The 25,619-nt window shown below is 71.6% G+C and carries 23 protein-coding genes and 3 tRNA genes; 16 read left to right on the plus strand and 10 right to left on the minus strand.

Features of this window, described 5'->3' with window-relative positions; translation table 11 throughout:
* Positions 1–59: 59 nt before the first annotated feature.
* From ABZ570_RS13475 to ABZ570_RS13485, 3 genes are read left to right on the plus strand one after another with little or no spacing between them, the layout of a single operon-like run.
* Positions 60–752 carry a response regulator transcription factor gene (locus ABZ570_RS13475; RefSeq protein WP_358061709.1) on the plus strand — a complete coding sequence of 231 codons (693 nt, stop codon included), beginning with the start codon at positions 60–62 and terminating at the stop codon, positions 750–752.
* Positions 745–2,220, plus strand: a complete 1,476-nt coding sequence (locus ABZ570_RS13480) for a HAMP domain-containing sensor histidine kinase (protein ID WP_358061712.1) — start codon at positions 745–747, stop codon at positions 2,218–2,220. The genes ABZ570_RS13475 and ABZ570_RS13480 overlap by 8 nt, the downstream gene beginning before the upstream one ends.
* A 58-nt stretch (positions 2,221–2,278) precedes the next feature.
* A complete protein-coding gene (locus ABZ570_RS13485) occupies positions 2,279–2,887 on the plus strand; it encodes a hypothetical protein (protein ID WP_358061715.1) in 609 nt (202 codons plus the stop codon).
* A 60-nt stretch (positions 2,888–2,947) separates the two neighbouring features.
* Here ABZ570_RS13485 and ABZ570_RS13490 read toward each other — a convergent pair whose 3' ends face one another.
* Complete coding sequence (locus ABZ570_RS13490) at positions 2,948–4,546, minus strand: ricin-type beta-trefoil lectin domain protein (RefSeq protein ID WP_358061718.1); 1,599 nt, start codon at positions 4,544–4,546, stop codon at positions 2,948–2,950.
* 260 nt (positions 4,547–4,806) lie between these two features.
* On the opposite strand from ABZ570_RS13490, the gene ABZ570_RS13495 reads away from it, so the two are divergent.
* On the plus strand, positions 4,807–5,508 hold the full coding sequence (locus ABZ570_RS13495; RefSeq protein WP_358061721.1) for a glycosyltransferase family 2 protein: 702 nt from the start codon (positions 4,807–4,809) through the stop codon (positions 5,506–5,508).
* A gap of 72 nt (positions 5,509–5,580) precedes the next feature.
* On the opposite strand, the gene ABZ570_RS13500 is transcribed toward ABZ570_RS13495, so the two are convergent.
* Positions 5,581–6,477 carry a transketolase gene (locus tag ABZ570_RS13500; RefSeq protein WP_358061724.1) on the minus strand — a complete coding sequence of 299 codons (897 nt, stop codon included), beginning with the start codon at positions 6,475–6,477 and terminating at the stop codon, positions 5,581–5,583.
* A gap of 2 nt (positions 6,478–6,479) precedes the next feature.
* Positions 6,480–7,172, minus strand: a complete 693-nt coding sequence (locus ABZ570_RS13505; RefSeq protein ID WP_358061727.1) for a transketolase — start codon at positions 7,170–7,172, stop codon at positions 6,480–6,482.
* A 46-nt stretch (positions 7,173–7,218) separates the two neighbouring features.
* On the opposite strand from ABZ570_RS13505, the gene soxR reads away from it, so the two are divergent.
* Positions 7,219–7,680: a redox-sensitive transcriptional activator SoxR gene (soxR, locus tag ABZ570_RS13510; protein ID WP_358061730.1), complete on the plus strand. Its 462-nt coding sequence runs from the start codon at positions 7,219–7,221 to the stop codon at positions 7,678–7,680.
* A 4-nt stretch (positions 7,681–7,684) separates the two neighbouring features.
* Here the strand turns inward: soxR and ABZ570_RS13515 are convergent, their stop codons facing one another.
* Both ABZ570_RS13515 and ABZ570_RS13520 read right to left on the minus strand, forming a co-directional pair.
* A complete protein-coding gene (locus tag ABZ570_RS13515) occupies positions 7,685–8,659 on the minus strand; it encodes an NAD(P)H-quinone oxidoreductase (protein ID WP_358061733.1) in 975 nt (324 codons plus the stop codon).
* 9 nt (positions 8,660–8,668) lie between these two features.
* Positions 8,669–9,208, minus strand: a complete 540-nt coding sequence (locus ABZ570_RS13520; RefSeq protein ID WP_358061736.1) for an AAA family ATPase — start codon at positions 9,206–9,208, stop codon at positions 8,669–8,671.
* A 100-nt stretch (positions 9,209–9,308) separates the two neighbouring features.
* On the opposite strand from ABZ570_RS13520, the gene ABZ570_RS13525 reads away from it, so the two are divergent.
* The 3 genes from ABZ570_RS13525 (at position 9,309) to ABZ570_RS13535 (ending at position 10,726) form a co-directional block, all read left to right on the plus strand.
* Positions 9,309–9,398: transfer RNA gene (locus ABZ570_RS13525), tRNA-Ser, on the plus strand.
* Between the two features lie 237 nt (positions 9,399–9,635).
* Positions 9,636–10,064, plus strand: coding sequence for a hypothetical protein (locus tag ABZ570_RS13530; RefSeq protein ID WP_358061739.1), 429 nt, complete (start codon positions 9,636–9,638; stop codon positions 10,062–10,064).
* Positions 10,065–10,192: 128 nt separating this feature from the next.
* Positions 10,193–10,726: a YbhB/YbcL family Raf kinase inhibitor-like protein gene (locus ABZ570_RS13535; protein ID WP_358061742.1), complete on the plus strand. Its 534-nt coding sequence runs from the start codon at positions 10,193–10,195 to the stop codon at positions 10,724–10,726.
* A gap of 67 nt (positions 10,727–10,793) precedes the next feature.
* Here ABZ570_RS13535 and ABZ570_RS13540 read toward each other — a convergent pair whose 3' ends face one another.
* Positions 10,794–11,504: a class I SAM-dependent methyltransferase gene (locus tag ABZ570_RS13540; protein ID WP_358061744.1), complete on the minus strand. Its 711-nt coding sequence runs from the start codon at positions 11,502–11,504 to the stop codon at positions 10,794–10,796.
* Positions 11,505–11,713: 209 nt separating this feature from the next.
* Between ABZ570_RS13540 and ABZ570_RS13545 the strand changes: the two genes are divergently transcribed.
* Positions 11,714–13,516, plus strand: a complete 1,803-nt coding sequence (locus tag ABZ570_RS13545; RefSeq protein WP_358061747.1) for a hypothetical protein — start codon at positions 11,714–11,716, stop codon at positions 13,514–13,516.
* Positions 13,517–13,630: 114 nt separating this feature from the next.
* Here ABZ570_RS13545 and ABZ570_RS13550 read toward each other — a convergent pair whose 3' ends face one another.
* Positions 13,631–14,356 (minus strand): hypothetical protein, encoded by a 726-nt coding sequence (locus ABZ570_RS13550; protein ID WP_358061863.1) that lies wholly within the window; start codon positions 14,354–14,356, stop codon positions 13,631–13,633.
* Positions 14,357–14,752: 396 nt separating this feature from the next.
* Between ABZ570_RS13550 and ABZ570_RS13555 the strand changes: the two genes are divergently transcribed.
* Positions 14,753–16,282 carry a peptide deformylase gene (locus tag ABZ570_RS13555; RefSeq protein WP_358061750.1) on the plus strand — a complete coding sequence of 510 codons (1,530 nt, stop codon included), beginning with the start codon at positions 14,753–14,755 and terminating at the stop codon, positions 16,280–16,282.
* Between the two features lie 119 nt (positions 16,283–16,401).
* Here the strand turns inward: ABZ570_RS13555 and ABZ570_RS13560 are convergent, their stop codons facing one another.
* Positions 16,402–17,523, minus strand: a complete 1,122-nt coding sequence (locus ABZ570_RS13560) for a globin domain-containing protein (RefSeq protein ID WP_358061753.1) — start codon at positions 17,521–17,523, stop codon at positions 16,402–16,404.
* A 143-nt stretch (positions 17,524–17,666) separates the two neighbouring features.
* Here ABZ570_RS13560 and ABZ570_RS13565 point away from each other — a divergent pair, with 143 nt between their 5' ends.
* Positions 17,667–18,440, plus strand: a complete 774-nt coding sequence (locus ABZ570_RS13565; protein WP_358061756.1) for a CPBP family intramembrane glutamic endopeptidase — start codon at positions 17,667–17,669, stop codon at positions 18,438–18,440.
* A 21-nt stretch (positions 18,441–18,461) separates the two neighbouring features.
* Here ABZ570_RS13565 and ABZ570_RS13570 read toward each other — a convergent pair whose 3' ends face one another.
* Positions 18,462–19,706, minus strand: coding sequence for a hypothetical protein (locus tag ABZ570_RS13570; protein WP_358061759.1), 1,245 nt, complete (start codon positions 19,704–19,706; stop codon positions 18,462–18,464).
* 320 nt (positions 19,707–20,026) lie between these two features.
* On the opposite strand from ABZ570_RS13570, the gene ABZ570_RS13575 reads away from it, so the two are divergent.
* The 3 genes from ABZ570_RS13575 to ABZ570_RS13585 all read left to right on the plus strand — a co-directional run bounded on the left by ABZ570_RS13575 (position 20,027) and on the right by ABZ570_RS13585 (position 21,992).
* Positions 20,027–20,117 (plus strand) — tRNA-Ser (locus ABZ570_RS13575).
* A gap of 36 nt (positions 20,118–20,153) precedes the next feature.
* Positions 20,154–20,226 (plus strand) — tRNA-Arg (locus ABZ570_RS13580).
* 746 nt (positions 20,227–20,972) lie between these two features.
* The gene (locus tag ABZ570_RS13585) at positions 20,973–21,992 is read left to right on the plus strand and encodes a zinc-dependent alcohol dehydrogenase family protein (protein ID WP_358061762.1); all 1,020 of its coding nucleotides are present in this window, start codon (positions 20,973–20,975) and stop codon (positions 21,990–21,992) included.
* A 218-nt stretch (positions 21,993–22,210) separates the two neighbouring features.
* Here ABZ570_RS13585 and ABZ570_RS13590 read toward each other — a convergent pair whose 3' ends face one another.
* Entirely contained in the window at positions 22,211–23,569 is a 1,359-nt protein-coding gene (locus ABZ570_RS13590; RefSeq protein ID WP_358061765.1) for an MFS transporter, read from the minus strand.
* 155 nt (positions 23,570–23,724) lie between these two features.
* Between ABZ570_RS13590 and ABZ570_RS13595 the strand changes: the two genes are divergently transcribed.
* Both ABZ570_RS13595 and ABZ570_RS13600 read left to right on the plus strand, forming a co-directional pair.
* Positions 23,725–24,597 carry a helix-turn-helix transcriptional regulator gene (locus tag ABZ570_RS13595; RefSeq protein ID WP_358061768.1) on the plus strand — a complete coding sequence of 291 codons (873 nt, stop codon included), beginning with the start codon at positions 23,725–23,727 and terminating at the stop codon, positions 24,595–24,597.
* 119 nt (positions 24,598–24,716) lie between these two features.
* Positions 24,717–25,598: a helix-turn-helix transcriptional regulator gene (locus ABZ570_RS13600; protein ID WP_358061771.1), complete on the plus strand. Its 882-nt coding sequence runs from the start codon at positions 24,717–24,719 to the stop codon at positions 25,596–25,598.
* The last annotated feature ends 21 nt before the right edge of the window (positions 25,599–25,619 follow it).

The following is a 25,619-nucleotide window of genomic DNA, read 5'->3' on the forward strand; positions in this document are numbered from 1 at the left end:
ACCGGGCCCGAACATTCCCCGTACGTCGCTGGCGCCCACCGGTCGGTAATCATGGGCCGGTGACCGCCGACACCGCGCAGCGTGGGCTCGTCCTCGTGGTGGAGGACGAGCCGGCCATCGCCGACCTGGTCCGGCTCTACCTGATCCGGGACGGGTTCGGCGTACACCTGGAACGGGACGGGGAGGCCGGGCTGTTCGCCGCGCGGCGGCTGCGCCCGGTGGCCTGCGTGCTGGACATAGCGCTGCCCCGCATGGCCGGGACCGAGATCTGCCGGCGGCTCCGCGAGGCCGGCGACTGGATGCCGGTCATCTTTCTCACCGCGCGTGACGACGAGGTCGACCGGATCGTCGGCCTGGAACTGGGCGCGGACGACTACGTGACCAAGCCGTTCAGCCCGCGCGAACTGGTCGCCCGGGTGCGGGCGGTGCTGCGCCGTACGGCCGGGATGCCCGCCGGGGCCGAGCAGCCCCGGGTGGTCGGCGCGGTCACCCTCGACCCGGGCCGCCGGACGGTCACCGCCGCCGGCACCCCCGTGCAGCTCACCTCCACCGAGTTCGACCTGCTCGCGTACCTGATGGCCCGGCCGGGCCGGGTCTTCACCCGGGAGGAGTTGCTGGCCGGCGTCTGGGGCTACGCGGCGCACGCCGGCACCCGTACCGTGGACGTGCACGTGGCGCAGGTCCGGGCCAAGCTCGGCGCGGCCAGCGTGATCCGGACCCACCGCGGCGTCGGGTACGCGGCCGATGCCTGAGCCCACCGCCGACGCGCTCCGGCCGCATCAGCCGACCGTCGCCCTGCCGGTGCTCGGCCCTCGCCCGGCGCCCGCCCGGCGGCCGAGCCGGCTCGGCCGTACCCTGACCGTCCGCGCGGTGCTGGTCACCTGCGCGGTGGCGCTGGTGTCGGTGCTGGTCACCGCGCTCGTCGCGGTCCCCTTGGCGGTGCGTGGGGCCGAGCGGCGGGACCAGGAGGCGCTGGACGCCCAGGCCCGGCTCGCCGCCAGCGTGCTCCGCGTCAGCGCCGCACGCCAGCGGGACAGTGCCGGGGAACGGCTGATCCGCCAGCTCCGCCAGCAGGACGTCGACGTGTACCTCATCCGTGCCGGCCAGGTGGACCGTTCCGGCCTGCCCCGGCAGGTGGTGACCCGGGTGTCGACCGGCCACAACGTCTCGGGCCGGCGGCTGGTGAACGGGAAACGGAGCCTGGTCGAGGGCCGGGCACTGCCCGGCGGGGACGGGGTGGTGCTGACCCGGGCCGCCACCGCCGGGCCCTGGCGTCAGGTGCTGCGTGGCCTCTGGCTGCCGCTGCTCGCCGGGCTCGCCGCGGGGGTGGCCGCCGGGCTGCTGCTGGCCCGCCGGCTGGCCCGGCCGATCCGCACCGCCGCCGTCGCCGCCGCCCGGCTGCGCGCCGGGGACCGCTCGGTCCGGGTGCCGGTCGAGCCGCCCGACGAGGTGGCCGACCTGGCGTACGCGCTGAACGGGCTGGCCGCCGCGCTGGCCACCAGCGAGGGGCGGCAACGGGAGTTCCTGCTCTCCGTCTCGCACGAGCTGCGCACCCCGCTCACCGCGATCCGGGGCTACGCCGAGGCGCTGGCCGACGGGGTGCTCGACGCGAGCGCGGTGCCGGCCACCGGGCGGACCATGCTCGGCGAGGCCGAGCATCTGGACCGGCTGGTCAGCGACCTGCTCGCGCTGGCCCGCCTGGAGGCCGCCGACTTTCCGCTGGAACCGGGCCCGGTCGACCTGACCCGGCTCGCCGCCGACGCCGAACGCACCTGGTCCGACCGGTGCGCGGCGGTCGGGGTCCCGTTCCGGGTGGAGACGCCGGGCGGGCCGGTGCCCGCGTACACCGATCCGGGGCGGATCCGGCAGGTCGTGGACGGGCTGCTGGAGAACGCGCTGCGGGTCGTACCCCCGGGGGCGCCGATCGTGCTCGCGGTCCGGCCGGCCGGCGCGGACCCGGCCGCGGGGGGCATCGTCGAGGTTCGCGACGGCGGGCCCGGCTTCACCGACGACGACCTGGCGGTGGCGTTCGAGCGCGGGGCGCTGCACCAGCGGTACCGGGGGGTGCGCAAGGTGGGCAGCGGCCTGGGGTTGGCGCTGGCCGCCGGCCTGGTACGCCGGCTGGGCGGCGACATCGCGGCCGGGCACGCGCCGGAGGACGGAGCCGCCCTCACCGTCCGGCTGCCCGGTGATCCTTACCTGCCCCGAACATCGGCCTGACGATCCGCTCGCGTCCCCGGGGGACGCTGGCCGCACCACCCACGAGAGAGGACAACCGATGGCACGTCAGGGAATCGTCACCGGCGTCACCGCGCTGTTCGCGGCGGCCACGCTCGGCCTCGCCGGCTGCGGCCCGGCCCCGCTCGCGCAGGAGCCGGCGAAGGAGACCGCGGTCGAGGTGGCCGCGGCCATGGGGGCGGACGGGCAGGCGCTCACCGCGCTGGGCCTCGACGCCGCCGACCTGGACGTCGACCCGGTCGCCGCCCCGGTGCCCTCGGCCTCCGCCTCGGTCGGCGAGCAGGCCGGTCCCCAGGACGAGCGGCGCGAGCGGGCGGAGGAGTGGCGGAAGCGGCACCGGGCCCGGGTGCTGCTGCGCAGGAACACCCTGCACGGTGAGGTGGTGGTGCAGGCCCGGGACGGCGGGACGAAGACGGTGGCCGTGCAGCGCGGCCAGGTGACCGCCGTCGACGAGAGGTCGATGACCGTGAAGTCCCCCGACGGCTTCACGATGACCTGGACCTTCGACGACAAGCTGCGCGTCGTCGAGCGTCGGAGGACCATCCAGTCGAGCGACATCAAGGTCGGCACCACGGTCGGGGTGGCCGGCACCAGGACCGGGGACAGCTCCCTCGCCCGCCTGATCGTCGTCCCGCTCAAGCAGAGCTGAAAGGAAGGGCCCCCTGTTAACGGATTCCGTTGTACAGGGGGCCCCTGTTAACAGGTCGGGTCAGTAGACGCGGGAGCCGATGAAGTCGGAGTGGCCGTAGCCGACCGGGTTGGCGTACGACCGGGACTCGAAGGACCACTGCTGGCGGGTGCTGGTGGAGCAGGTGGCCAGCCGCAGCCGCGGCGTACCCAGCACCGGGTTGTCGAAGCCGACGCAGAGGTTGGTCGCGCCGGCCGGCTTGAGCTGGTTGCCGGCGAAGACGAACTTCTGGTTGAGCCCGCCGTGGCAGTCGTGGATGTTGACTGTGGTGCCGGCGGTCAGCGCGCCGCCCGTCACGTCCAGGCAGCGGTCGTGGGAGAGCTCGGAGTGCAGCGACTGCCGCGCCGGGTCGTACCAGAAGCCCTGGTTGCGCCCGCCGTGGCAGGCGTACGCCTGCTGGACGGTGGCGTTGCGCGAGTCGTACCCCTTGCCGTCCACGCAGCTGTCGGTGGCGAGGTTACGGAGCTGCTTGAACGCCAGCAGACCGTCGACCAGCACGCCCTGCCCGGTGCTGGCCGGGTCGACGCAGGTGGCCCGCTGCCGGCCCGAGTTCCAGAACTGGGTGATGCACTGGGCGAACATGCCGTGCCCGCGGTAGTTGGGGTGGAACGACTGCCGGGCGGCGTTCTCGTCCCAGATCCCGATCTCGATGAAGAGACCGCGGACCGAGGTGTTGTCGGTGCACACCTCGTGGCCGTGGAAGAGCCGGCTGGCGTCCAGGTAGCGGGTGCCGGTGTTGGCGGCGGCCGCGCGCAGCGCCGACTCGAAGAGCGGCACGGCCTTGTTCCGGGCGAACGCCATGTCGGCCAGGTAGAGCAGGCAGCCGCCGGAGTACCAGCCGGGGAAGTTCGGGTTGTCCTCCACGTCCGGGCTGCCCGGGCTCGGGTACGACATGAGCACCAACTCGTAGTCCGATCGCAGGTAGCCGGCGGCGGTCATGGTCTGCCGGATCGAGTTGAGCGCCTCCTCGACCGCGCTCCGGCTGCCGTCGGTGCGGATCGTCCACTGGTCGGTGTAGGTCGGCCAGCACGGCCCCAGGAAGAAGACCCGGCGGATCGCACAGTCGGTGGCGACCGGTCCGAACTGGATGGTGCCGTCGCCGTTGGCGCCCACGACCACCCAGATCAGCTTGACGTGCGTGTTCCGCGCCTTGATCGCCAGGTAGTCGCCCTGGTTCAGCTCGTTGTGCTGGGTCGGCCCACCGGCGATCAGGTTCCACGGCGTGGCCCCGGAGCAGGCCAGGTTGTACTTCTCGTCGGCCGCGATGCCGGTACGGAAGACCGCCTGGTCGTACGAGCGGTCGCACCAGTTGCCGTTCTGGTGCGTGCCGGGCACGTAGTTGCCGACGCCCTCACCGGAGATCTCGCTGTCTCCCATGGTGACCAGGGCGGTCCGCCGCTGTTCCAGCGGCCGGACGTCGGGGGAGCCGTAGAGGGCGGTGGCCTCGGCGGCGCGGACCGCTTCGAGAGCGGCGGGGAGGGGTTGGACGGCGGGTCGGTCGACGGCGGCTGCGGGGCTGGCCGGTCCGACCAGCATCGGCAGGGCGAGAGCGGTGGCGGACAGCACGGCCAGGGCCCGCCGCCGGGTCGTCCGTCCGCGCCTGGTGGGGGTGCCAAGCATCGACGCACTCCTTCCGATCAATCGCTAGACGTCGATTGAGTTACCAGACGGTAACGGCGCGGCGACGGGATGTGAACCCGGCTCGGAAACCTTGCGGCGGGGTGCGGAAGGGAACTCTTCCGGCAGATCGGGCGGCCTGGATGCGGCGGATGTCGGGCGGCCCGCTAAGACGTTCATCTGCCAGGGGGCATGCTCTGGTGACCACGGCGAGCAGCCGGGTTACGCTAGGGCCGACTTTCCGTAGCCACCGTGGAGAACCCGTGAAGCTCTCGATCCTCATGCCGGTCTACAACGAGGAAGAACGCATCGCGGATGCCCTCAAGCAGGCATTGGCGGTGGACTACCCCTGCGAGATCGAACTCGTCGTCGTGGACGACGGCAGCCGGGACGGCACCGCGGAGGTCCTCGGCCGGCTGGACGACGCGCGGCTGCGGGTGATCACCCACCAGCGCAACTCCGGCAAAGGCGCGGCGATCAAGACCGCCGTGGACAACGCCGAGGGTGAGTACATGGTCATCCTCGACGCCGACCTCGAGTACGACCCGCAGGACATCCCCCGGCTGCTCGAGCCGGTGCTCGACGGGCGGGCGACGGTCGTCTACGGCAATCGGACCTTCGGCAGTCACAGCGCCTACAGCTTCTGGTACGTGATCGGCAACAAGGGCGTCACGATGGCGGCCAACGTGCTGTTCAACTCGTACATCGGCGACCTGGAGACCTGCTTCAAGCTGATGCCGCTGGAGCTCTACCGCTCGCTCCAGGTCCGCTCCCGCGGCTTCGGCATGGAGGCCGAGGTCACCGGCAAGTTGCTGCGCCAGCGCATCCGCCCCTACGAGGTGCCGATCAGCTACCGGGCACGGGGCCGCGAAGAGGGCAAGAAGATCACTTGGAAGGACGGCGTCGAGGCCATCTGGATCCTCGCCCGCGAGCGCGCCCGGCGTCGACCGGTCAGCCCCGCCTGACGCCGTACCGGCCCACGGTCAAGAAAATGGCGGCACCCCGGGTGGGTGCCGCCATTTCCGTGTTCGGGTGGCTCAGCCGGTGGCCAGGGCCGGGGCGAGGAACGCGTCGATCGAGCGGCGCAGACCGGCCACGTCCAGGCCGTGCCAGCGGTCGTGGTCCTCGGGCGTGCCGTAGCGGCGCAGCTCCGCCCGGCCCACGCCGAGGGTGAGCAGCCGGTGCGGCCGGTCGGCCAGGGCCGCACCGACCACCCGGGCCGAGGTGCCTGCCAGGTACGGCTCGACCACGATCACGTCGGTGCCCGCGAGGGCCCGCAGGCCGGCGGTGTCGAACGGGCGCGGCCGGTGGGTGTACGCCACGGTGACCAGCAGGTCGGCGACCGCCGCGAGGGCCTGGTCCAGCAGCGGCCCGACCGCCACCAGCAGCGGCGCGCCCGCCCCGGCGTCGCGGATCACCCGCAGGTCACCCGCGTCGGGGTACGCCCGCGCGTTGCTCTGCGTGGACAGCCGCACGTACGCCGAGTCCTGCCGGCCGCACACCACGTCGCGCAGCAGCGTTGGCACCTCGTCCCGGTGGCCCGGCACGTGCACGGTCCAGTCGTTCAGCGTGTCGATCAGCGCGACGTCCGCCGGCGCGAGGTGGGTGCGGCCCGCCGCCGCCCGGTCGTACGACGCCCCGACGCTGACCAGCACCGCCCCGACCCCCTGGTGGTCGAGGTCCAGCTTGATCTGCTCGTACGCCCGCTCGACGAGGAACGGCGCGTAGCTGTGCACGATCGGGCGGTGCCCGGTCAGCGCGAGCCCGCCCGCCACGCCCATCATGAGCTGTTCCCGGATGCCGACGTTGATGACCCGGTCGGGGTACCGCTCGGCGGCCGGGGCGAACGCCGCGGCGGAGATGTCGGCCAGGACGACGGTGGTCCGGGGGTCGTCCAGGAAGGCGGTGGCCGTGGCCACGAAGGTCTCGCGCATGATCACTCCCCGTCGGTGACGACCGCGACGACGACGTGCGGCCGGTGGTTGTCGTGCCCGGTGAGGGCGGTGTGCAGGGCCTCGTGGTCCCGGCCGGACACGGTCGCGGCGCTCCACCCGTTGGCGGTGAACCGGCTCGCCACGCCGCCCGGCCACCCGTGGCTCGCCGACCGGTTGTCCAGCACGATCGCGGTCAGGTTGGCCAGTCCGGTCGCGCCGGCGTACGCGATCGCCTCATGATTGGAGCCCTCGTCCAGCTCGGCGTCGCCGAGCAGCACGTACACCCGGGGGTCGAACCGGCCCTGGGCCCGCAGCCCGAGCGCGGTGCCCACGCCCAGGCCGAGCCCGTGGCCGAGCGACCCGGAGCCGATCTCCACCCCGGGCACGAGCAGTCGGTCGGGGTGGTCGCCGAGGCGGCTGTCCGGCCCGCCCTGGTCGTCCAGCCACTCGACCGGAACGAAGCCCCTCGCGGCGAGCAGGGCGTAGTAGCCGGCGACCGCGTGGCCCTTGGAGAGCAGGAAGCGGTCGCGGTCCGGGTCGTCGACGGTCTCCGGGGTGATCCGGAGCACCCGGTCGTAGAGCACCTGCAGCACGTCCAGGGTCGAGTACACGTTCGCGCCGAACTCGCGCCCGGCGCGTATCCGGTCGAGCAGCGCCCGCAGCACGGCAGGGTGGGTGGCGGTCGTCGTCGTCATGCGGCTAGCCTCGGAGTTGAAGCGCACTTCAACTCAAGGCCCTGTGATGCACGAAGCACTGACCATCGGACAGCTCTCCGCGCGCAGCGGGGTGGCCCCCTCCGCGCTGCGCTACTACGAGCGGCTCGGGCTGATCCGGTCCCACCGGACCGGCGGCAACCAGCGCCGGTACGCGCGCGCCGAGCTCCGTCGGGTGGCCTTCATCCGGATCTCCCAGCAGGTGGGCGTCTCCCTCGACGAGATCCGTGCGGCGCTCGACTCCCTGCCGTCCTCGCGTACGCCCACCCCGGACGACTGGGCTGCCCTCTCCCGCGCCTGGCGGGACCGGCTGGACGAGAAGATCCGGCTGCTCGGCAAGCTCCGCGACGACCTGGACGGCTGCATCGGCTGCGGCTGCCTGTCGTTGCAGCGCTGCACCCTCTACAACCCGGCGGACTCGCTGGCCGCCGAGGGCCCCGGCGCCCGGCTGATGCTGCCCCGCCCCGACGCCGACCGGGCGTCGGCCTGACCGGTCACCGCACCAGCAGCACCTTGCCCAGGTGGTCGCTCGTCTCGATCAGGCGGTGCGCGTCGGCGGCGTCGGCCAGCTTCGCCCGACCGTGCACGACCGGCCGGACCGCCCCGGACTCGACCAGCGGCCACACCTGCTCGCGCACCCCCCGGACGATCTCGGCCTTCTCGTCCAGCGGGCGGGAGCGCAGCGCCGTCGCGTGGATCGTGCCCCGCTTCGCCAGCAGCATCCCCAGGTCCAGCTCGCCCTTGCGGCCACCCTGCATGCCGATCACCACAAGCCGACCCCCGGTGGCCAGCGCCGCCACGTTCCGCGGCAGGTACGCGGCGCCCATGATGTCGAGGATCACGTCCGCGCCCCGGCCGTCGGTGACCCGGCGGACCTCCTCGACGAAGTCCTGTTCCCGGTAGTCGATGGTGTGCGTGGCGCCCAGCTCGCGCAGCCGTTCGTGCTTCCCCGCCCGCGCGGTCACCACCACGGTCGCGCCGAGCGCCACTCCCAGCTGGATGGCGAAGGTGCCGATCCCGCTCCCCCCGCCGTGCACCAGCAGGGTCTCGCCCTCGGCCAGCCGGGCGAGCCGGACCACGTTCGACCAGACCGTGCAGGCCACCTCCGGCAGCGCCGCCGCGTCGACCACATCCACCCCGGCCGGCACCGGCAGCAACTGCCCGGCCGGCACGGCCACCCGTTCGGCGTACCCGCCGCCGGCCAGCAGCGCGCAGACCTCGTCGCCGACCTGCCAGCCGGTCACGCCGCGGCCGAGCGCGGCGACCACGCCGGAGCACTCCAACCCCGGGTACGCCGGCGCGCCCGGGGGCGGCGGGTAGTGCCCCTGCCGTTGCAGCAGGTCGGCCCGGTTCACCGCGCTCGCTGACACCTCCACGACCACCTCGCCGGGGCCGGGCTCCGGGTCGGGCACCTCCGACCAGACGAGGGCCTCGGGTCCACCGGGTTTCGGAATCGTGATCGCGTGCATGGCCCAGTCTTACCCGATCCGCCCGTCCCGCCACGCCCGAGTCAGGATCTCGTCCACCGTCTCCTTCGAGGTCTGCGCCGAGGTGTCCAGCCAGAGCCCGATCCGGGGCGTCTCGGCGCGGAACCCGGCGTCGAAGTCGGCCACCGGCCAGTCCCCGTACCCCTGCTTGGGCCGGTCCCGCTCGCGGACGGCGACCACCTCGGCGCGAGGCGCGAGCACCACCACCGCGAGCGGCCGGTGCCGGATCCGCTCGACCATGGCCGACAGCTCGGTGCCGATCACGATGTCCTGGAGGACGACGGTGAACCCCTCGGCGGCGTACCGATCGGCCGCCGTGGCGGCCAGGTCGTAGCGGAGCCGGAGCTGCCGCCACGCCTCGTCCGAGAGCTCCGCGGTCATCTCCGCGCGCCCGTTGACCACCATCCGCCGGAACACGTCACCGCGCAGGTGCACCGAGCGGGGCAGCCGCCGGGCCAGCAGCTCGGCCACAGTGGACTTGCCGGCCGCCATGATTCCGGTGATCAGCACTACCGCCGGGGTCTCCCACACGGCCAACATCATTGCAGCAGGGGTGGGACGCCGGCGCGCCCGTCACGCCGTCCGTGGCAGACTAGGCACCGGTCGCGTACCCCTGCGGGGGACGTGCCCGGGAGGGTTCGCCTAGTGGCCGATGGCGCTGGTCTTGAAAACCGGTAAGGCAGCGATGTCTTCGTGGGTTCGAATCCCACACCCTCCGCCACTGAGCAGCAGAAACGCCCCCTGACCGGCGCAAACGCCGGTCAGGGGGCGCTGCTATGGGCAGCGAGCGGGTGGCAGTTCGTCAGGATCTCGGCTGCCCCGGGTGCGGTGTCGTATGCCAACCCTGGGACGCCGCGTTTGCCGTCGGTGGACTACAACTGATCGGGATGTGGGCCTGCGTCGATCTGTGCGGGGCCATCCGATCGGGGAGGTGGCGGTGGGGCGACAGGTCGAACGGGTGTCTGCTTGGCCGGCGGTGCTGGTGGTGCTGCTGCTGGTCTGTGGTGGCGGTGCGCTCGTTTCGTGGGAGATGATGTGGCGGCAGTTCCGGAAGACCACCGAGGCCCGCTCGGCGGCGGAGGCGGCGGATCTGGATCGGCGGATCCGGCTCTATGCCGACACGGTGATCGCCGAAGGGGAGACCGCGCCGAGCGACGAGCACCTCGTCGCCCTTGGACAGTCATGGGGCATGAAGGTGCGGGAGATTCGGCGGGTGCCGTCGCTTACCGTGATCTTCTTCGAGGTGGTCTCCGGTCCGTCCGCCAACCGGTGTGACCAGATCATCTTCCTGGACCTCGGTCGGCCGAGCGCCACCGCGCGGATCGAGACACTGCCGGCCTGCCCGGCCGCCACCGGGCTGCCGACACCCGCGAGTACCGGCCCCTGAGTGGCCGACGGTCCCGGCGGGCGCCGGAAGGATGGGCGGGCCGGACACGATGCGCTTTCGGTTCGTTCCGCGCGCTCAACGGGGTATGAAAGGGCGCAGGCATTCGCGTACCCGGAAGGACCGTCCCGATGACCCTGGAACGACCGATCGCCCCGGACCCGTACGAGCTGCTGCCGACGGTGCCGTCGTTCACGCTGACCAGCGACGACGTGCGCAACGGCGAGCCGATGGACACCCGGCACGCCCACGGCAGCGCCGGCGGCGAGAACGTCTCCCCGCAGCTGTCCTGGTCCGGCTTCCCCGGCGAGACCAGGGGCTTCGTCGTGACCTGCTTCGACCCGGACGCCCCGACCGGCAGCGGCTTCTGGCACTGGGTGCTGGTCAACCTCCCCACGTCGGTGACCGAGCTGCCCAGCGGGGTGAAGGAGGCCGACCTCGGCGGTGCCTTCAGCATCCGCAACGACTACGGCGACACCGGCTACGGCGGGGCCGCGCCGCCGCCCGGCGACCGCCCGCACCGCTACGTCTTCGCCGTGCACGCGCTGGACGTGGACCGCCTCGACGTCGGCCCTGGCGCCAGCCCGGCCTACGTCGGCTTCAACCTGGCGTTCCACACCCTGGCCCGGGCGGTCATCCGCCCGACGTACCAGATCCCCGGCTGACCGGCGGCTGGTTAGGAGGGGCCCCTTGTTATCGCCCAGGCGATAACAAGGGGCCCCTCCTTGCACCTCAGGCCGGGACGCGGGCGACCGCGAAGACGGACTGGCCGAACGGCGGGCGCAGCCGCTGCTCGGCCGCCTTGGTGGCGGGCAGGACCAGGCTGTCGTAGATCTTCACCATCGGGCCCTCCTTCGGCATCAGCCGGAAGACCTTGGTGGCCATGAAGTAGCCGATCAGGCCGAGCGCGTTGGCGTAGTGGATCTTTTCCACGGTGAGGCCGGCCTCGGTCATCGCGGCGGCGAGGCTCTTCTTCGTGTAGCGCCGGACGTGACCGGTGGCGATGTCCGCCGGGCTCATCGCGAACTGGAACGCCGGCACGATGATGATCACCGCCCCGCCGGGACGGACCAGGTCGCGCATGCTGCGCAGCGCGCCCACGTGGTCCTCGATGTGCTCCAGCACGTTGTACGACACGGCGGCGCTGTAGTCGCCGCGCTCCGAGTGCGGCAGCAGCATCTGGCGGACCTCGATGGCGGGGTGGTCGGCCAGCCGCTCCTTGAGCCGGACCAGCCGGTCCGGGTCGGCTTCGGTGGCCGTGATCCGGGGCAGGTGCTCCGACCACTCCAGCGCGTAGTCCCCCAGGCCGCTGCCGATCTCGATCGGGTTGTCACCGAGGTAGGGCACCGCCAGCTCGACGAACCATCTGCGATGGTTGACCGCCGTCGCCAGGCCTTCGAGCACCTCCGACTGGACGCGCTGATCCCCAGTGATTTCTGCCATGCGTCGATTCCTCACGATATGACTGACCCGCGCCTGGACCGACAGAGTCAACCATCCCGATGGATGAAGGGGGAATCGGGGTACCGGGGGTGGCCGAATTGTGGTCGGGGGTGGGCACGCGATCGGCGGTCGGCGAACTCGGCACATACTACGCCGGTGCCCAGAAACATGCACGGCACCGCTTTTTCCTGACTACGCTCTGAATTGTCATGACTACTCCTGGATCGGATGTCGCCTGCGGTGACGACGAGCCCGACGAGGGTGGACGACCCGAGCGGGGAAGGCGGATCGATGCCGCCGCCGTGCTCAGTTTCGTGCTGCTCGGCTTCTGGGTGACGGCGCGGTTCTGGGCGAACCCGGCGGCGGGCGTACGGGACAACCGTACCGATCAGGCGCAGTTTCAGTGGATGATGGCGCACGGTGCGCGAGTGGTGACAGATTTCGCCTATCCGTTCGCCTCGGACCGGATGAATGTGCCGGACGGCGTAAATTTGATGGCAAATACGTCGGTATTATCCATTTCCCTGCCAATGGCGCCGGTCACCGTGCTGTTCGGGCCGCGTACCGCATTTCTGGTCTTCCTCACCGCCGGGATGATTGCCACCGGCGTGGCCTGGTACTTCCTGCTCTCCCGGGTGCTGATCCACAGCCGGGGACCGGCCTGGCTCGGGGCGGGCTTCTGCGCCTTCGCCCCGGCCATGGTGTCGCACGCCAACGCACACCCCAACATCGTCAGCCAGTTCGTGGTGCCCCTGATCATCTGGCGGACGCTGCGCCTGGCCGAGCCGGGGCGCTGGCTGCGCAACGGTCTGCTGCTCGGCCTGGTGATCGTCTGGCAGGCCTTCCTCAACCTGGAGATCCTGCTGATGACGGCGATCGGCGTGGGCGTGGTGGTGTCCGCCGTCGCCCTCGGGCGGCCCGAACTGCGCCGGGCGGCCCGGCCGTTCGGCGCCGGGCTCGGGGTTGCCGCGGTCGTGGCCGGGGTGCTGCTGGCGTACCCGCTCTACGTGCAGTTGTTCGGGCCCGGCGCGTACCAGGGGCTCTCCCGGCTGATCCGCGGCTACCGCACCGACCTCGCCTCGTTCGTCGCCTGGTCCCGCGAGTCGCTCGCCGGCGACGCCCGGAGCAGCGCCCACCTCGTGAAGAACGCCACCGAGGAGAACGCCTTCTTCGGCTGGCCGCTCGCCGTGGGAGTGGTCGCGCTGGTGTGGTGGCTGCGCCGGAACGTCGTCGTCCTCGGCCTGGCCGCGGTCGGCGTCGTCTTCGCCCTCTTCTCCCTCGGCCGGGAGATCCGGTTCGACGGGCGGGACACCGGCATCCCGGGCCCGTGGGCCGTCCTGGAGAAACTGCCCATCCTGCACTCGGTGGTGCCCACCCGCTGGTCGCTGGCGCTCACCCCGATCGTCGGCATCCTGCTCGCGCTCGGCGCTGAACACACCCGTGTGCTCAGCCGCCGCCATCCCGGCGCCCGCCGGCAGATCCGGTTCGCCACCGCCACCGTGCTGGCCATGGCGCTGCTGCCGCTGCTGCCCACGCCGCTGCCCGCGGTGCGCCTCGACCCGATCCCCGCGTTCGTGACCTCCGGCGCCTGGCGGCCGTACGTGGCCGGCGGGCACAGCGTGGTCACCCTGCCGTTGCCGGACACCGACTACGCCGACCCGCTGCGCTGGGCCGCCGAGACCCGCCTCGACATGCCGTTGGCCCGGGGCTACTTCCTCTACCCGGACACCCGGCCCGGTGCGGGCCGGGTGGCCCTGTTCACCGCCCCGCCCCGCCCCACCAGCACCTTTTTCATCACGATCCGCCGGACCGGCGGGGTGCCGCCGATCACGCCGCAGGACCGGGTGGCCGCGGTGGACGACCTGCGCTACTGGCGGGCCGGCGTCGTGGTCCTCGACCCCCGGCTGCGGCAGGCCGACGCGCTGCGCCGGGGGATGACCGAGTTGACCGGCGTCGAGCCGGCGCTCACCGGCGGGATGTGGGCCTGGGACGTCCGCCCGCTCGTCGCCTGAGCGCCGGCCGGATCGTGCGCGCCGGGGCCGTGCGCCGGCAGGCGGGCGCCCACGGGCACCCGGCCGTCGGCGCGCTGCCCGCACCTTGAGCGCGGGCCGGACCTGCCTGCGGGGTCAGGAAGGGCGGACGCAGCAGCCCTGGCAGACCTTCGGCTGCGGCAGGGTGAAGGCCAGGCAGCAGGTGCGCCGCTGCACGGTCGGCTCGCCGCCCGGGCCGGGCACCAGCTCGACCAGGTCGCTGAGGTCGAGCGCGTCGAGCAGGCTGCCGATGCTCTCCGTGGCGGAGCCGGGCAGCGCGTCCGAGGCGCGCAGGACGCCGTGCGCGATGCCCGAGGCGACCGAGCCCAGCAGCGTACGCGTGCCGATCCGGACCTCGGCCTGGATGGCGGCGATCAGCGGGGCGAAGTGGGCGTCGAGCAGCGCGGCGCGCAGCGCGTCGAGCAGGGCGGCCTCGTCGGCGACCACCCGTACGCCTGCGGCGCCGGCCAACGCCAGCGGGTCGTTGGGCAGCACGGCGACCGTGGTCGAGCGGCGCAGGCCCAGGGTGAACAGCTGGTGGGGGTCCTCGAAGTGGAGCAGCACGTCGGCCGGGTCGAGCAGCGGCACCCGCCGGGCCGAGGCCCAGCCGAGCACCACCGGGAGCGCGGCCCAGTAGCTGTACGACTTCCAGGCCAGCGCGGCGCAGGCGTGCGGGGTGCCACCCCACTGCCGGGTCGCGGCCTGCAGGAACTCGGGCAGCAGCGTCCCGTCGACCAGCCGGGTCGCCGGCGCCCAGCGGGCCTCCTCGCCGGTGACCAGCAGGCCGGGTGCGAGCCCGGGCAGGTCGTCGGTGCCGAACATGGCGCGCAGGGTCGCGGTGAGCGGGGCGAACGGGGCGAACGGCGTGACGACGTCCCGCCTTGGTATCACCGCTGTCACCTGAACCGTCCCCTGTCTGGTCGCGTCCCGCCGGCCGGCGAACACTGCCGATCGGAACTAAGGCTAGCCTAACCATATTTCCGATCGTGGGGGAAGTCGCGCCGACCGCCGGTGAAAGAGGTCCCGGTCACGGAGGGCCGGTCGCCGCGGCCGCGTTCTACCCGACCGGGCGGGCGGGAAACGCCGTCGGGGATCCGGTGGGGCGCCTAGGCATCGGGTACGCCGTCACATTGTCAAGCGACTGTCGAATATGAGGCAGTTTCCGTACGCGATCGGCCACAGAACGTGAAAATGGGTTTCCCGCGTACGAGGAAGCCGATGACGACCTCACCCATCGAGCGTGCCGCCGACTCCTTCGCCGCCGAACTCGCCCGGCACCGCACCGGCCGAGGGCTGTCCAAGAAGCAGTTGGCCACCCTGATGGGCTTCGACCCCTCGTACGTGAGCCACGTCGAGGGGCGCCGGCACCGGCCCACCGAGGACTTCGCCCGCCGCGCCGAGGCCGTCCTGGAGGCCAGCGGCGCCATCTGGCAGCGCTTCCGGGAGTACGACGAGCTGCGGCACGGCCGCGCCGGCGGAACGCACCGCGACCCGCCCGTCCCCGGCCAGTGGCTGCCGCCCGGCACCGGCCTGGTGGTCGAGCGGGAGAGTGCCACCCTCACCCATACCGGCGAGGGCTACCACTGCACGATCCGGCGGGAGCTGTACAACGCCGGCACCGAGCCGGTCACCCGCTACCTGGTCCGGGTCGCCGTCGACCGCTACCCCAACGACCCGGGCCGCTCCAACCGGCACCACCGGGAGCACCCGCTCACCTTCGCCGAGCTCAGGCTGACGGCGTACCGGGACGACGGCGGCGCGCGGGAGCCGATGCACTGGCGGGCCAAGCACGACCGGGACGCGTTCAAGGAGATCTGGCTGCTCTTCGAGAACGACGAGGGCCGCTTCCCGCTCTATCCCGGCGACCGGGTCACCATCGAGTACGCGTACCGGGTCGGGCGGGACAAGTGGGGCCCGTGGTTCCAGCGCGCGGTACGCCTGCCCACCCGGCACCTCGCCGTCCGGCTCGACCTGCCCGCCGACCTCGATCCGAAGGTGTGGGGGGTGGAGACCTCCCTGTCGGCCGAGGAGGGGCCGCTGCGTACCCCGATCCAGCGGAGTGAGGAGGGCGGCCGGGCGCTGTTCGACTGGGCCACCGACGACCCGCCGCTGAACGCCCGCTACCGGATGCAGTGGCGGTTCCGCCGTCAACGGCCGGACGCCGAGGTCGACACCCCCGGCCCGCGCGGCCAGGTACGGGCCAGCGACCGGATGCGGGCCCTCGGCATCGTGCAACGCGGCGACGATCTGCTCCGACAGTCTGCCCGTCAGTTCGACCTGCCCCGCGAGGAAGGCGTCGCCCGGAACGTGGCCGACCGGCTCTCCGGTGCCCTGGCCCGCCTCGACGAGCTGCACCCGTTCAGCAAGGGGGTCGGCATAGCCGCCCCGCAGCTCGGGCTCGGCTGGGCCGCCGCCCTCGTCCGCCCCGCCGACCGGGCCGCCGAACCGGTCGTCCTGCTCAACCCCCGAGTCGTCGACACCGCGTCCGAGACGGACGAGCAGTACGAGGGCTGCCTCTCCTTCTTCGACCACCGCGGTTTGGTGCCCCGCCCGCTGCGGATCGACGTGGAGCACGCCCAGTGGGACGGCAGCCGGATCATCACGTCCTTCGAGTACGCGATGGCCCGGCTGGTCGCCCACGAGATCGACCACCTGGAGGGGCGCCTCTACGTCGACCGGATGGCCCCCGACGTGCCGTTGGTGCCGGTCGAGGAGTACCGGGAGACCGGCAACCCCTGGCGCTACTGATCGGCCGGGATTCCGGTGTGCGGGCCGGTTGCCGGCCCGGCCCGCACACCGGTGAACGGGGGGCCGGGTCGCGTACCCCAGGGGGCGGGGCACGCGACCCGGCTCGGGGGGAGCAAGGTCTACAGGTTGCCGAAGGTGTCGTACCGGATGTGATCCGGCGGGACGTCGTCGGCGGCCAGGGCGCGCAGGGTGGCCCGGACCATCGGTGCCGAGCCGGAGACGTAGCAGTCGTGCGTCGTCCACGGGCCGTAGCGGGTGACCACCTCGGAGATGTCACCCAGTTCGCCGTCGAAGTCCGGGTCCTCGCTGCACGCCGGGGTCACCGACAGCCACGGGTACGCGGCCACCAACTCCTCCAGGCCCGGCAGGCCGTAAAGATCGTCGGGACGCCGGGCGCCGTAGAACACGTGCACCCAGCGGGTCCGGTTGACCCGGGTCAGCTCCTCCACCAGCGCCTTGATCGGGGCCAGGCCGACCCCGCCGGCGACGCAGAGGACGTCCCGGTCGGAGGAGCGGTCCAGCGTCATCGACCCCATCGGCGCGGCCACCCGCAGCAGGTCCCCCGGCTTCGTGCGGCGGACCAACGCCCCGGACACCCAGCCCGCCGCCCCGGCCGGCGTACGCACGTGGAACTCCAACACGTTGTCGTCGTTCGGGGCGTTCGCCACCGAGTACGTCCGCCACACCCGTGGGTGGTACCGGGGCACCTCGATGCTGACGTACTGGCCGGCCTCCCAGGGCAGCGGATGCTGGAGGGCGCGTACGGTCAGCACCGCCGTTTCCGGGCCGCGCCGCTCGTGGGTGAGCACCTCGGCATGCCAGAACGGCGGGTTCCCGTCCGCCGCCGCCCCGGCGAGCATCCGCTCGCAGATGCTCGCGTACGCCTCCCGCCACGCCTGGTCGTACTCGAGGTTCCAGCCGTCCCCCGCGGTGCTGCGCAGCGCGTCCATCAGGGCGACGCCCATCGTCTCGTAGTGCCCGGCGTCGACGTGGTACTTCCGGTGGTCCCGGCCCAGGGCACGCAGGTACTCGTCGAAGCTCTCCGGGTCGCCCACCGTCTGGGTGGCGGTGACGATCGCCTCCAGGATCCGGTCGCCCTGCCCGTTCATCTGCACGGGGAAGAGCGCGCGCAGCTCCGGGTCGAGGAGGAACAGGCGGGCGTAGAAGTGACCGCTCAGCCGTTCCCGGTGCTCCTCGACCAGGGTCCAGCTCTCCTTCAGCAGCCGCGCGAAGTTCTCCACAGGGGCACGCTCCTTCTGACGGCGGATCGGGCCACCACAGAATCTCCACGGAGCGTGCTTGCCGGTCGCACAGAATGTGCGATCGGTTCACCTGGCATCGCGGGGCGGTGTCGAGGGGCGCCCCCGTGCGGCAGAGTGGTCCGGTGACCGTTGACGAGCTCGCCCGACCGGTGTCGCGCCGGACCCTGGGCACCGAGACGCTGCTGGTGCTCGGCCTCTCCCTCGGGCAGTCGGCGGTGTACGCGCTGGTCTCGCTGATCGCCAAGCTGACCGCCACGGGCGGACTCGCGAAGCAGACCGCCGCGCTGAACACCTCCGCGTCGGCCCGGCCGTACCTCGATCTGACGTACCAGCTTCTGGGCATCTTCTTCGCGCTGCTGCCGGTGCTGCTCGCCGTACATCTGCTGGCGCGGGACCCCGGCGACCCGGCGCGGACCCTCGGGGTGGACCTCACCCGGCCCGGGTCGGACCTGGCCCGCGGCGCGGGCCTGGCGGCGCTGATCGGCCTGCCCGGGCTGGCGCTGGTCTGGGCGGCGGCGCAGCTCGGTCTCAACGCCACCCTCGTCCCGGCCGCCCTGCCGCACCTGTGGTGGGCGGTGCCGGTGCTGATCCTCGCCGCCGCCCAGAACGCCGTGCTGGAGGAGCTGATCGTGGTCGGCTACCTGGTCACCCGGCTGCGGCAGCTCCACTGGCGGCTCGGCGCGGTGATCGCCGCCAGCGCCCTGCTCCGCGGCTCGTACCACCTCTACCAGGGCTTCGGCGCGTTCGTCGGCAACGCGGTGATGGGCGTGGTGTTCAGCTTCTTCTTCCTGCGTACCCGGCGGGTGGCCCCGCTGATCGTCGCGCACACCCTGCTCGACGTGGTCGCCTTCGTGGGCTACGCGCTGCTGCCCAGGTCCTGGTTCGGCTGGCTCTGACCGGCCGCCGTCCCGCCAGGGTCAGCGCGGCCGGGTCGGCCGGTAGAGGGCGCCGGCCCGGGCGGCCAGCCGCTCGGCGGCGGCCGAGTCGCCCGCCACGGCGGCGAGCAGCGCCGCGCCGGGGAGCAGCCGGGACGCCAGCCGCAGCATCAGCCAAGCACCGGCCTGCGCCGCCAGCGGCGTCGCCAACCGCCACGCTGCCTCGACCGCCCGTGGCCACGGCCCGTCCGCCGGTGCGCCCGCCGATCGGACCGCGTCCAGGGCCGCGCGTGCCGTATCGATGTCCGGGTGTACCTGGGTCAGCACCAGCAGCTCCGCCGCCCGGTCCGGATGCCCGGGATCCCGGCCGTGGACCGCCGCCAGGTGCAGCACCAGGCTCGCCTGCGCCCACAGGGCCGCCGCCAGCTCGGCCACCGGCGCGAGGAGACCAGCCCCCACCGCGAACGCCCCGGCCGTACCGGCCAGCCGGACGAATCGCCGGGTCACCAGGCGGGCCAGCCCGTCGGCGTCCGCGCCGGGGTACGTCCTTCGGAGCTGCTCGACCCGGTCCCGGGCAGCTGACCCGAGGGCGTCCACCGCGGCGAGGGCCAGCAGCTCCGGCGCGAAACCCGGGTGGTCGGCCACCCGTGCGGCCACCGCCCGCCAGCCCGCCTCAGGCGTACGCGCCGATGCCTCCTCGGCCATCGTCATGGTGACCTGCGGCCGCTCCGGCCCCGGATCGGCGGCGGCTGTCTTCCTCGCCGGGGCGGTCTTCCTCACCCCCGTGGTCTTCCTCGCCGCCGTGGCCTTCTTCTCCGGGGCGGCTGACTTCTCGCGGGTGGCTGACTTCTTCGGGGCGGCCTTTCTGGCTGAGCTGGCCTTCTTCGCCCGGATGGCCTCCTCGGCCCGGTTCTCCTCGGTCGGGCCGGCCGCCGTCTTCGCCGTCGGCGTGGCCCGTTCGGCCGGGGGCGCCGTGCGGGCCGTGGCCCGGTCGGCAGCCTTCGGGACCGGCTTCCCCACCGCCTCGGCGTCGGCCCGGGCGGCGGGTGCCCGCCGGCCGCTCGCTGCGGGCGTCCTTCGCCGGCCGGGCGGGCTGTCCGGCGTACCGGAGGCGGTGTCGGCCTCGGCGGCGGGTGGGAGCGCCTCCGCGGATGGGCGGGGGTGGGGCGCGACGGCGGGCGCGTCCGTCGGCGGCTCACGCCCGGCGGCGGCCGGGTCGCCCTGTGCCGGGCCGGCCACCGCAGTGGGGGGCGCGACCGCGGCCGGGTCGGGTGGCTGGAAGAGCACGATCGGAGCACCCTGGGCCCGACGGGCACGGGGCGGTGGCCCGCCTTCGGTCTCGGCGTGACCCGCCGGTGGAGCGGGAGGCTCGGAGATCGGGGGCGGGGTGAAGTTCGGCTTCGTGGAGCGGCTCCGCCGGGCATTGGCGGCGGGCTCGCGACGGGGCGGTTCGCTCGGCGGCTGCTCCTGCATATCGATGGAGCCTAGTCCGGACTGTGAGCTCGCACACGGGGTAATCCCAGCCAACGCCCCCTTCGCCGGTAGTCGCTTTGCTCAGGGCGGGTGCGGACCTGTATCCTCGGGCGCGGTGGTCTCCGGGCCACCGGGGAGACTTCGCCTAGTCTGGTCTATGGCGCCGCACTGCTAATGCGGTTGGGGTCTTAAAGCCCCTCCCGGGTTCGAATCCCGGAGTCTCCGCGCGAAAGCCAGGTGTGTAGACTGGCCGAGCACCAAGCGCCCGTAGCTCAACGGATAGAGCATCTGACTACGGATCAGAAGGTTAGGGGTTCGAGTCCCTTCGGGCGCGCAAGATCGTAAGGGCCTGACCTGCGGAAACGTGGGTCAGGCCCTTTGCTTATCCGTCCCTTGTGGACGTGTGGCTGCTCGGTGGCTGCTCGTCCGACGGGTATCCCCTATGTCCGTTTCCGTCTGGCGACGTCCGGATGGGTCCGGATGGGTCTTGACGGCAGTGACGTCTACGATCACTAAGTCCACCGATATCCGTCGATGCGGGCCGGCCGATTGGGTGGCGGCGGTGAGCGTGGCGGGACCTGAGCGGCTGTAGCCATCCGGGGTGCAGTGGGGGCGTTTGGCGGGTTTGACCGTCCCGCACCGATACGCCGGCTCGCAGTGCGCTCGAGCCGGCGTAGATCCCGAACACAACGTGGCCGGTGTTGCGGCCGTCCCCCCGCGATCACGTCGCGGTTGCTGTCGGCTCGCGGCTATGCGCCCCAGCGCGTGATGTGCTCGGTCGGGCCTCGCGGATGCATCGGGTGCGCCGGTGTCGCCTACCCATGTAGACGATGCGGCGGTCCGGGGTGTCGCGTCTGCTCGACCATTGCGGGAGTCCGGACCACTGTTGCGGGTGTCTTGCGGTGTCCGGATCTACTTTGCGGGTAGTTACGGTCCCGTCGGGCTGAAGGGGAGGGCTGCCTGACTGCAGATGATCTTGTGAGCCGCTTCTCGTGCTGGGCGGGCGTTCGATGGGCCAGGACCCGGATGCTGCGCCTTTGGGAACGGCTCGGCGCCGTACACAGGGAGGAGAGACATCGGATGCGTGGAGTAGTGATGTACGCCGCCGGCGACGTCCGCGTCGAGGAGCGTGAGGACCCGAAGATCATCGAGCCTACGGACGCGGTCATCCGGGTGACCGCGACCTGTATCTGTGGGTCCGATCTGTGGCCGTATCGGGGCATCGAGCCCGTCAAGGACCAGGTCATGGGTCACGAGTACGTGGGCGTGGTCGAGGAGATCGGTTCCGAGGTGAAGAACGTCAAGGTCGGCGACTTCGTTGTCGGGTCGTTCGTCATCTCCGACAACACGTGCGAGATCTGCCAGTCCGGCTACCAGTCCAAGTGTGTGCACGGCATCTTCGTGTCGACGATCGGTACGCAGTCGGAGAAGGCTCGTATCCCGTTGGCGGATGGCACCCTTGTTCCTACGCCGGGGCAGCCGGACCCGGAGCTGATCCCGTCGTTGCTGGCTGCGTCCGACGTGCTCGGTACTGGTTGGTTCGGTGCGGTCGCCGCCGAGGCCGGCCCGGGCAAGACGGTCGCGGTCGTCGGTGACGGCGCGGTTGGCTTGATGGCCGTCCTGGCCGCCAAGCAGCTGGGTGCGGAGCGGATCATCGCGATGTCCCGCCACCCTCAGCGGCAGGAGCTGGCTCGGTTCTACGGCGCGACCGACATCGTGGAGGAGCGCGGCGACGAGGGCGTGGCGAAGATCAAGGAGCTCACGAACGGACTGGGTGCGCACAGCGTGATCGAGGCGGTCGGCACGCAGGAGTCGATGATGCAGGCCATCCGGTCCACCCGCCCCGGCGGGCACCTCGGCTTCGTCGGCGTCACCCATGGGGTCGAGCTGCCCGGCCTGGAGCTGTTCTTCGCCGATATTCATCTGCATGGTGGGCCCGCCCCGGTGCGCCGGTTCCTTCCGGACCTGATCCAGCTGATCTGGGACCGCAAGATCGACCCCGGCAAGGTCTTCGACCTCACCCTGCCGCTGCAGGAGGCTGTGGAGGGCTACAAGGCGATGGACGAGCGGCGCGCCATCAAGGTGCTCCTCACCGTCTGACGCGACCCCTCATGCGCTTCCGCCCGCCCCGCATGGCCACGGCGGGGCGGGCGGACGCGCTCTTAACAGCACCAAACTAAAAGTCATGTCGGTGCTGCCTTCGCTGGAGGGACGGGCTCGCGGGCGCTGCTCAGTCGTGCAGCCAGTGAGGAGCGCAGCCATGGCCGCGACCCCCGTGAGGCCGGCCGCCAGGAGGGTTCTGCGGCTCAGCGAATCGGTCACGATGCCGTCTTCCTGTGGGCGACTTCGGACGGGACGATCAGGATGAGCGCGGCGGCCAGGGCGATGCCGAGCATGACGGCGCCGCCGGTGTAGGCATCGGTGACGCGGGTTTCGAGTGTGGCTGCTCCGGCGGCGACGGAGGTGAGGATAGCGACGCCGAGGGTGCTGCCGAGCTGGTGAGCGGTGTTGACCATGCCGGATGCTGCTCCGGCGTCTTCGACTCGAGCCCCGGCGATCCCCGCGGCGGTGAGCGGGCCGAAGGCGATGCCTTGGCCGAGGCCGATGAGGACGAGCGGGCCGACGGCGCCGGCGAGGAACGAGGTCTCGGCGGTGAGTTGGGCGATCCAGATCATCCCGGCGAGGACGAGCGTGAGCCCGGTCGCGACGAGGGCCGCGTTACCGAATCGCCGGGTCAGTCGAGACACGAGCAGCGAGGAGGCGAACTGGACGAGGGTCATGGGGAGGAACCCGAGGCCTGCTTGCAGTGGGGTCCAGTCGTAGACGCCTTGGAAGAGCTGGGTGGTGAAGAAGAAGAACGCGATGATCGTCCCGGCGAACAATAGTCTCGCCACGGCCGCGCCGGATCGCTCCCGGCTCGCGAACAGCCGCAGCGGCATGATCGGCTGAGTTGCCCGCCACTCGTTCAGCACGAAGCATGCGAGCACGACGACGCCGACGGCGAGCGACACCATGGTGACCGGATCGGTCCAACCGTGATCGCCGGCGTGGATGATGCCGTAGACGAAAGCTCCCATGCCGAAGGTCGAGGAAACGGCGCCGAGCAGATCGAACCTGCCGCGTTGAGTGGCGAATGCGGGCAGGAACCGCGCGGAGCCCACGATCATGAGGATCGCGATGGGAACGTTGATGAAGAACCCTGCCCTCCAGGAGATCCAGTCAGCCAGCGCCCCGCCGACCACCAGGCCAAGGCTCGCGCCCAGCCCCGCTGTAGTGCCGTAGGCGGCCACGGCACGGGTCCGTTCGGGGCCGGCGGGGAACAGAGCCGTGATGAGGGAGAGGGAGGAAGGGGCGACGATCGCGGCACCGATGCCTTGGAAGGCGCGGGCCGCGATGATCCACGCCTCGTTCTGCGCGATGCCGATCAGGAACGAGGCGAGCCCGAACACAGCTAGGCCGACGATGAACACGCGTCGCCGACCGAGGAGGTCGCCGGCACGAGCGCCGAGGAGGAGCAGCCCGCCGAAGACGAGCGTGTAGGCGTTCTGCACCCAGGCGAGACCCCCGGCCGTGAGCCCCATGGTCGCTTCGATCTGCGGCAACCCGGTGAAGATGATCGAGTTGTCCAACACGATCATGAAGTAGCTCACCAGCACGATCGCCAGCACCGCGCCCATGTGCTTGGGTGTCGCTACGGCAGAGCGTGCGTTCGTAGGTGAAGGAGAGGCCATGCAGCCATTCCACCGCGTCCTGGGCGCGCGGGGGAGTCAGGGCTGATCCGTGTACTGGCAGTTCCTCCCACAGCGCTGTAGCTGGCGTTAGCGTTGATGGTATGGATCATCGAGCGGAGGTGGCAGACTTCCTGCGGTCCCGCAGGGACCGCATCACGCCCGACCAGGCCGGCGTCATCGGCGGTGGACGCCGCCGCGTGCCTGGTCTGCGCCGGGAAGAGGTCGCCATGCTCACCGGCGTCAGCGTCGAGTACTACGCGCGAATGGAGCGCGGCGACCTCGCCGGCGTCTCCGTCGAGGTTCTCGACGCTCTCGCCCGTGCCCTCCAGCTCGATGAAGCGGAGTACGATCATTTGACAGACCTCGCCCATGCCGCTGGCCCACCGCTGCCGCGCCGCAAGCGGTCCACCGGGCAGTCCGTGACACCCACGTTGCAGCGATTCCTGGACGCGGTGACCGGCGCGCCGATGTGGGTGCGAGACCGTCGCATGGACTTCGTCGCTACGAACTCGCTTGGCCGGGCTCTCTATGCTCCCATGCTCGAGGACCCGGCGAACCGGGGGAACACGGCACGATTCACCTTCCTCAATCCGGCCGCGCGGATCTTCTTCCCCGACTGGGAGCAGAACGCCGACAACATCGTCGCGACCCTGCGCATCTACGCCGGGCAGAATCCGCTTGACAAAAAGCTCACCGGTCTTATCGGCGAGCTTGTCAGCCGCAGTGACACGTTCCGCCACCGGTGGTCGAAACACAACGTCCGCCACCACCGGAGCGGAATCAAACGCATCCACCACCCCGCGGTCGGAGATTTGGAATTCTCCTACCAGGCGATGGATCTGCCTGCGAACCCGGAGTGGTTCATGTTCGCCTACACCGCTGAATCTGGGAGCCCGACTGAGGAGCGACTGAAGCTTCTCGGCAGCCTCGCCGCCACCGACCAGACGATCGGCGGCGTCCGCGAGCGTCGCTGATTCCGGACGTACACCGACGGGAGTTGAACAGGCGCCCTCGCATATCGGAGGGGCGCAGAGTCCGTCCACGTACTGCCAGTACCTCCCTCCGGCAACCGGTCGGGCCTAGCGTGTGATTTATGAACCATCGAGCAGAGGTGGTGGAGTTTCTGCGCACCCGTAGAGACCGGATCACACCCGACCAGGCCGGCATCATCGGTGGCAGCCGCAGGCGCGTGCCGGGACTGCGGCGTGAGGAAGTCGCACTGCTCACCGGCGTCAGCGTCGAGCACTACGCGCGCATGGAACGCGGCGACCTCTCCGGGGTCTCTCCTGAGGTTCTGGACAGCCTTGCCCGGACACTCCAGCTGGATGAAACCGAAACCGGGCACCTCCACGACCTCGCCAGGGCAGCCAGCCCGCGCCCCGCGCGCCAACGCCAACGCAAACGCCCGGGAGACCATGCCATCAGGCCCAGCCTGCGGCGGCTTCTCGATGCCATCACCGGAGCACCGGTCTGGATTCGCGACCGCCGGATGACCATCGTCACCGCGAATCCGCTGGGCCGCGCCCTGTATGCGCCGATCCTCGATGACGCGGCAAACCACGCGAATACCGCCCGGTTCATGTTCTTCAATCCCGCCGCAGACACCTTCTTCCCAGACTGGGACCACGTCGCGGACGAGATCGTCGCGACATTGCGCAGTTACGCCGGGCAGCGTCCCCACGACAAGGAACTGACCGACCTGATCGGAGAGCTTGTGACCCGCAGCGACGAATTCCGCATCCGTTGGGCCAGGCACAATGTTCAATTCCACCGGCTCGGCATCAAACGTATCCATCACCCCCTCGTGGGAGACCTGGAACTCGACTACGAGGCGATGGACCTGCCTGCGGACCCGGACTGGTTCCTGTTCGGTCACACCGCCGCACCTGGCAGCCCGACCGAGGAGCGGCTCAGGCTTCTCGGCAGTCTGGTCGCCACCGGCCAGGCGAACAGCGACGAGCACTCCGGCGGCTGAACCTGCGACAGCAGCCGACCA

Origin of the sequence: Micromonospora sp. NPDC007271, from assembly GCF_040634005.1 — a bacterium.
Classification (GTDB): domain Bacteria; phylum Actinomycetota; class Actinomycetes; order Mycobacteriales; family Micromonosporaceae; genus Micromonospora.

Bases quoted from the DNA above. Each gene is read 5' to 3' on its own strand.
- ABZ570_RS13485 (WP_358061715.1), top strand. From the start codon at position 2,279: ATGGCACGTCAGGGAATCGTCACCGGCGTCACCGCGCTGTTCGCGGCG.
- ABZ570_RS13585 (WP_358061762.1), top strand. From the start codon at position 20,973: ATGCGTGGAGTAGTGATGTACGCCGCCGGCGACGTCCGCGTCGAGGAG.
- ABZ570_RS13535 (WP_358061742.1), top strand. From the start codon at position 10,193: ATGACCCTGGAACGACCGATCGCCCCGGACCCGTACGAGCTGCTGCCG.
- ABZ570_RS13595 (WP_358061768.1), top strand. From the start codon at position 23,725: ATGGATCATCGAGCGGAGGTGGCAGACTTCCTGCGGTCCCGCAGGGAC.
- ABZ570_RS13500 (WP_358061724.1), bottom strand. From the start codon at position 6,477: ATGCGCGAGACCTTCGTGGCCACGGCCACCGCCTTCCTGGACGACCCC.
- ABZ570_RS13490 (WP_358061718.1), bottom strand. From the start codon at position 4,546: ATGCTTGGCACCCCCACCAGGCGCGGACGGACGACCCGGCGGCGGGCC.
- soxR (WP_358061730.1), top strand. From the start codon at position 7,219: ATGCACGAAGCACTGACCATCGGACAGCTCTCCGCGCGCAGCGGGGTG.
- ABZ570_RS13590 (WP_358061765.1), bottom strand. From the start codon at position 23,569: ATGGGCGCGGTGCTGGCGATCGTGCTGGTGAGCTACTTCATGATCGTG.
- ABZ570_RS13515 (WP_358061733.1), bottom strand. From the start codon at position 8,659: ATGCACGCGATCACGATTCCGAAACCCGGTGGACCCGAGGCCCTCGTC.
- ABZ570_RS13550 (WP_358061863.1), bottom strand. From the start codon at position 14,356: ATGTTCGGCACCGACGACCTGCCCGGGCTCGCACCCGGCCTGCTGGTC.
- ABZ570_RS13540 (WP_358061744.1), bottom strand. From the start codon at position 11,504: ATGGCAGAAATCACTGGGGATCAGCGCGTCCAGTCGGAGGTGCTCGAA.
- ABZ570_RS13555 (WP_358061750.1), top strand. From the start codon at position 14,753: ATGACGACCTCACCCATCGAGCGTGCCGCCGACTCCTTCGCCGCCGAA.
- ABZ570_RS13545 (WP_358061747.1), top strand. From the start codon at position 11,714: ATGACTACTCCTGGATCGGATGTCGCCTGCGGTGACGACGAGCCCGAC.
- ABZ570_RS13480 (WP_358061712.1), top strand. From the start codon at position 745: ATGCCTGAGCCCACCGCCGACGCGCTCCGGCCGCATCAGCCGACCGTC.
- ABZ570_RS13505 (WP_358061727.1), bottom strand. From the start codon at position 7,172: ATGACGACGACGACCGCCACCCACCCTGCCGTGCTGCGGGCGCTGCTC.
- ABZ570_RS13600 (WP_358061771.1), top strand. From the start codon at position 24,717: ATGAACCATCGAGCAGAGGTGGTGGAGTTTCTGCGCACCCGTAGAGAC.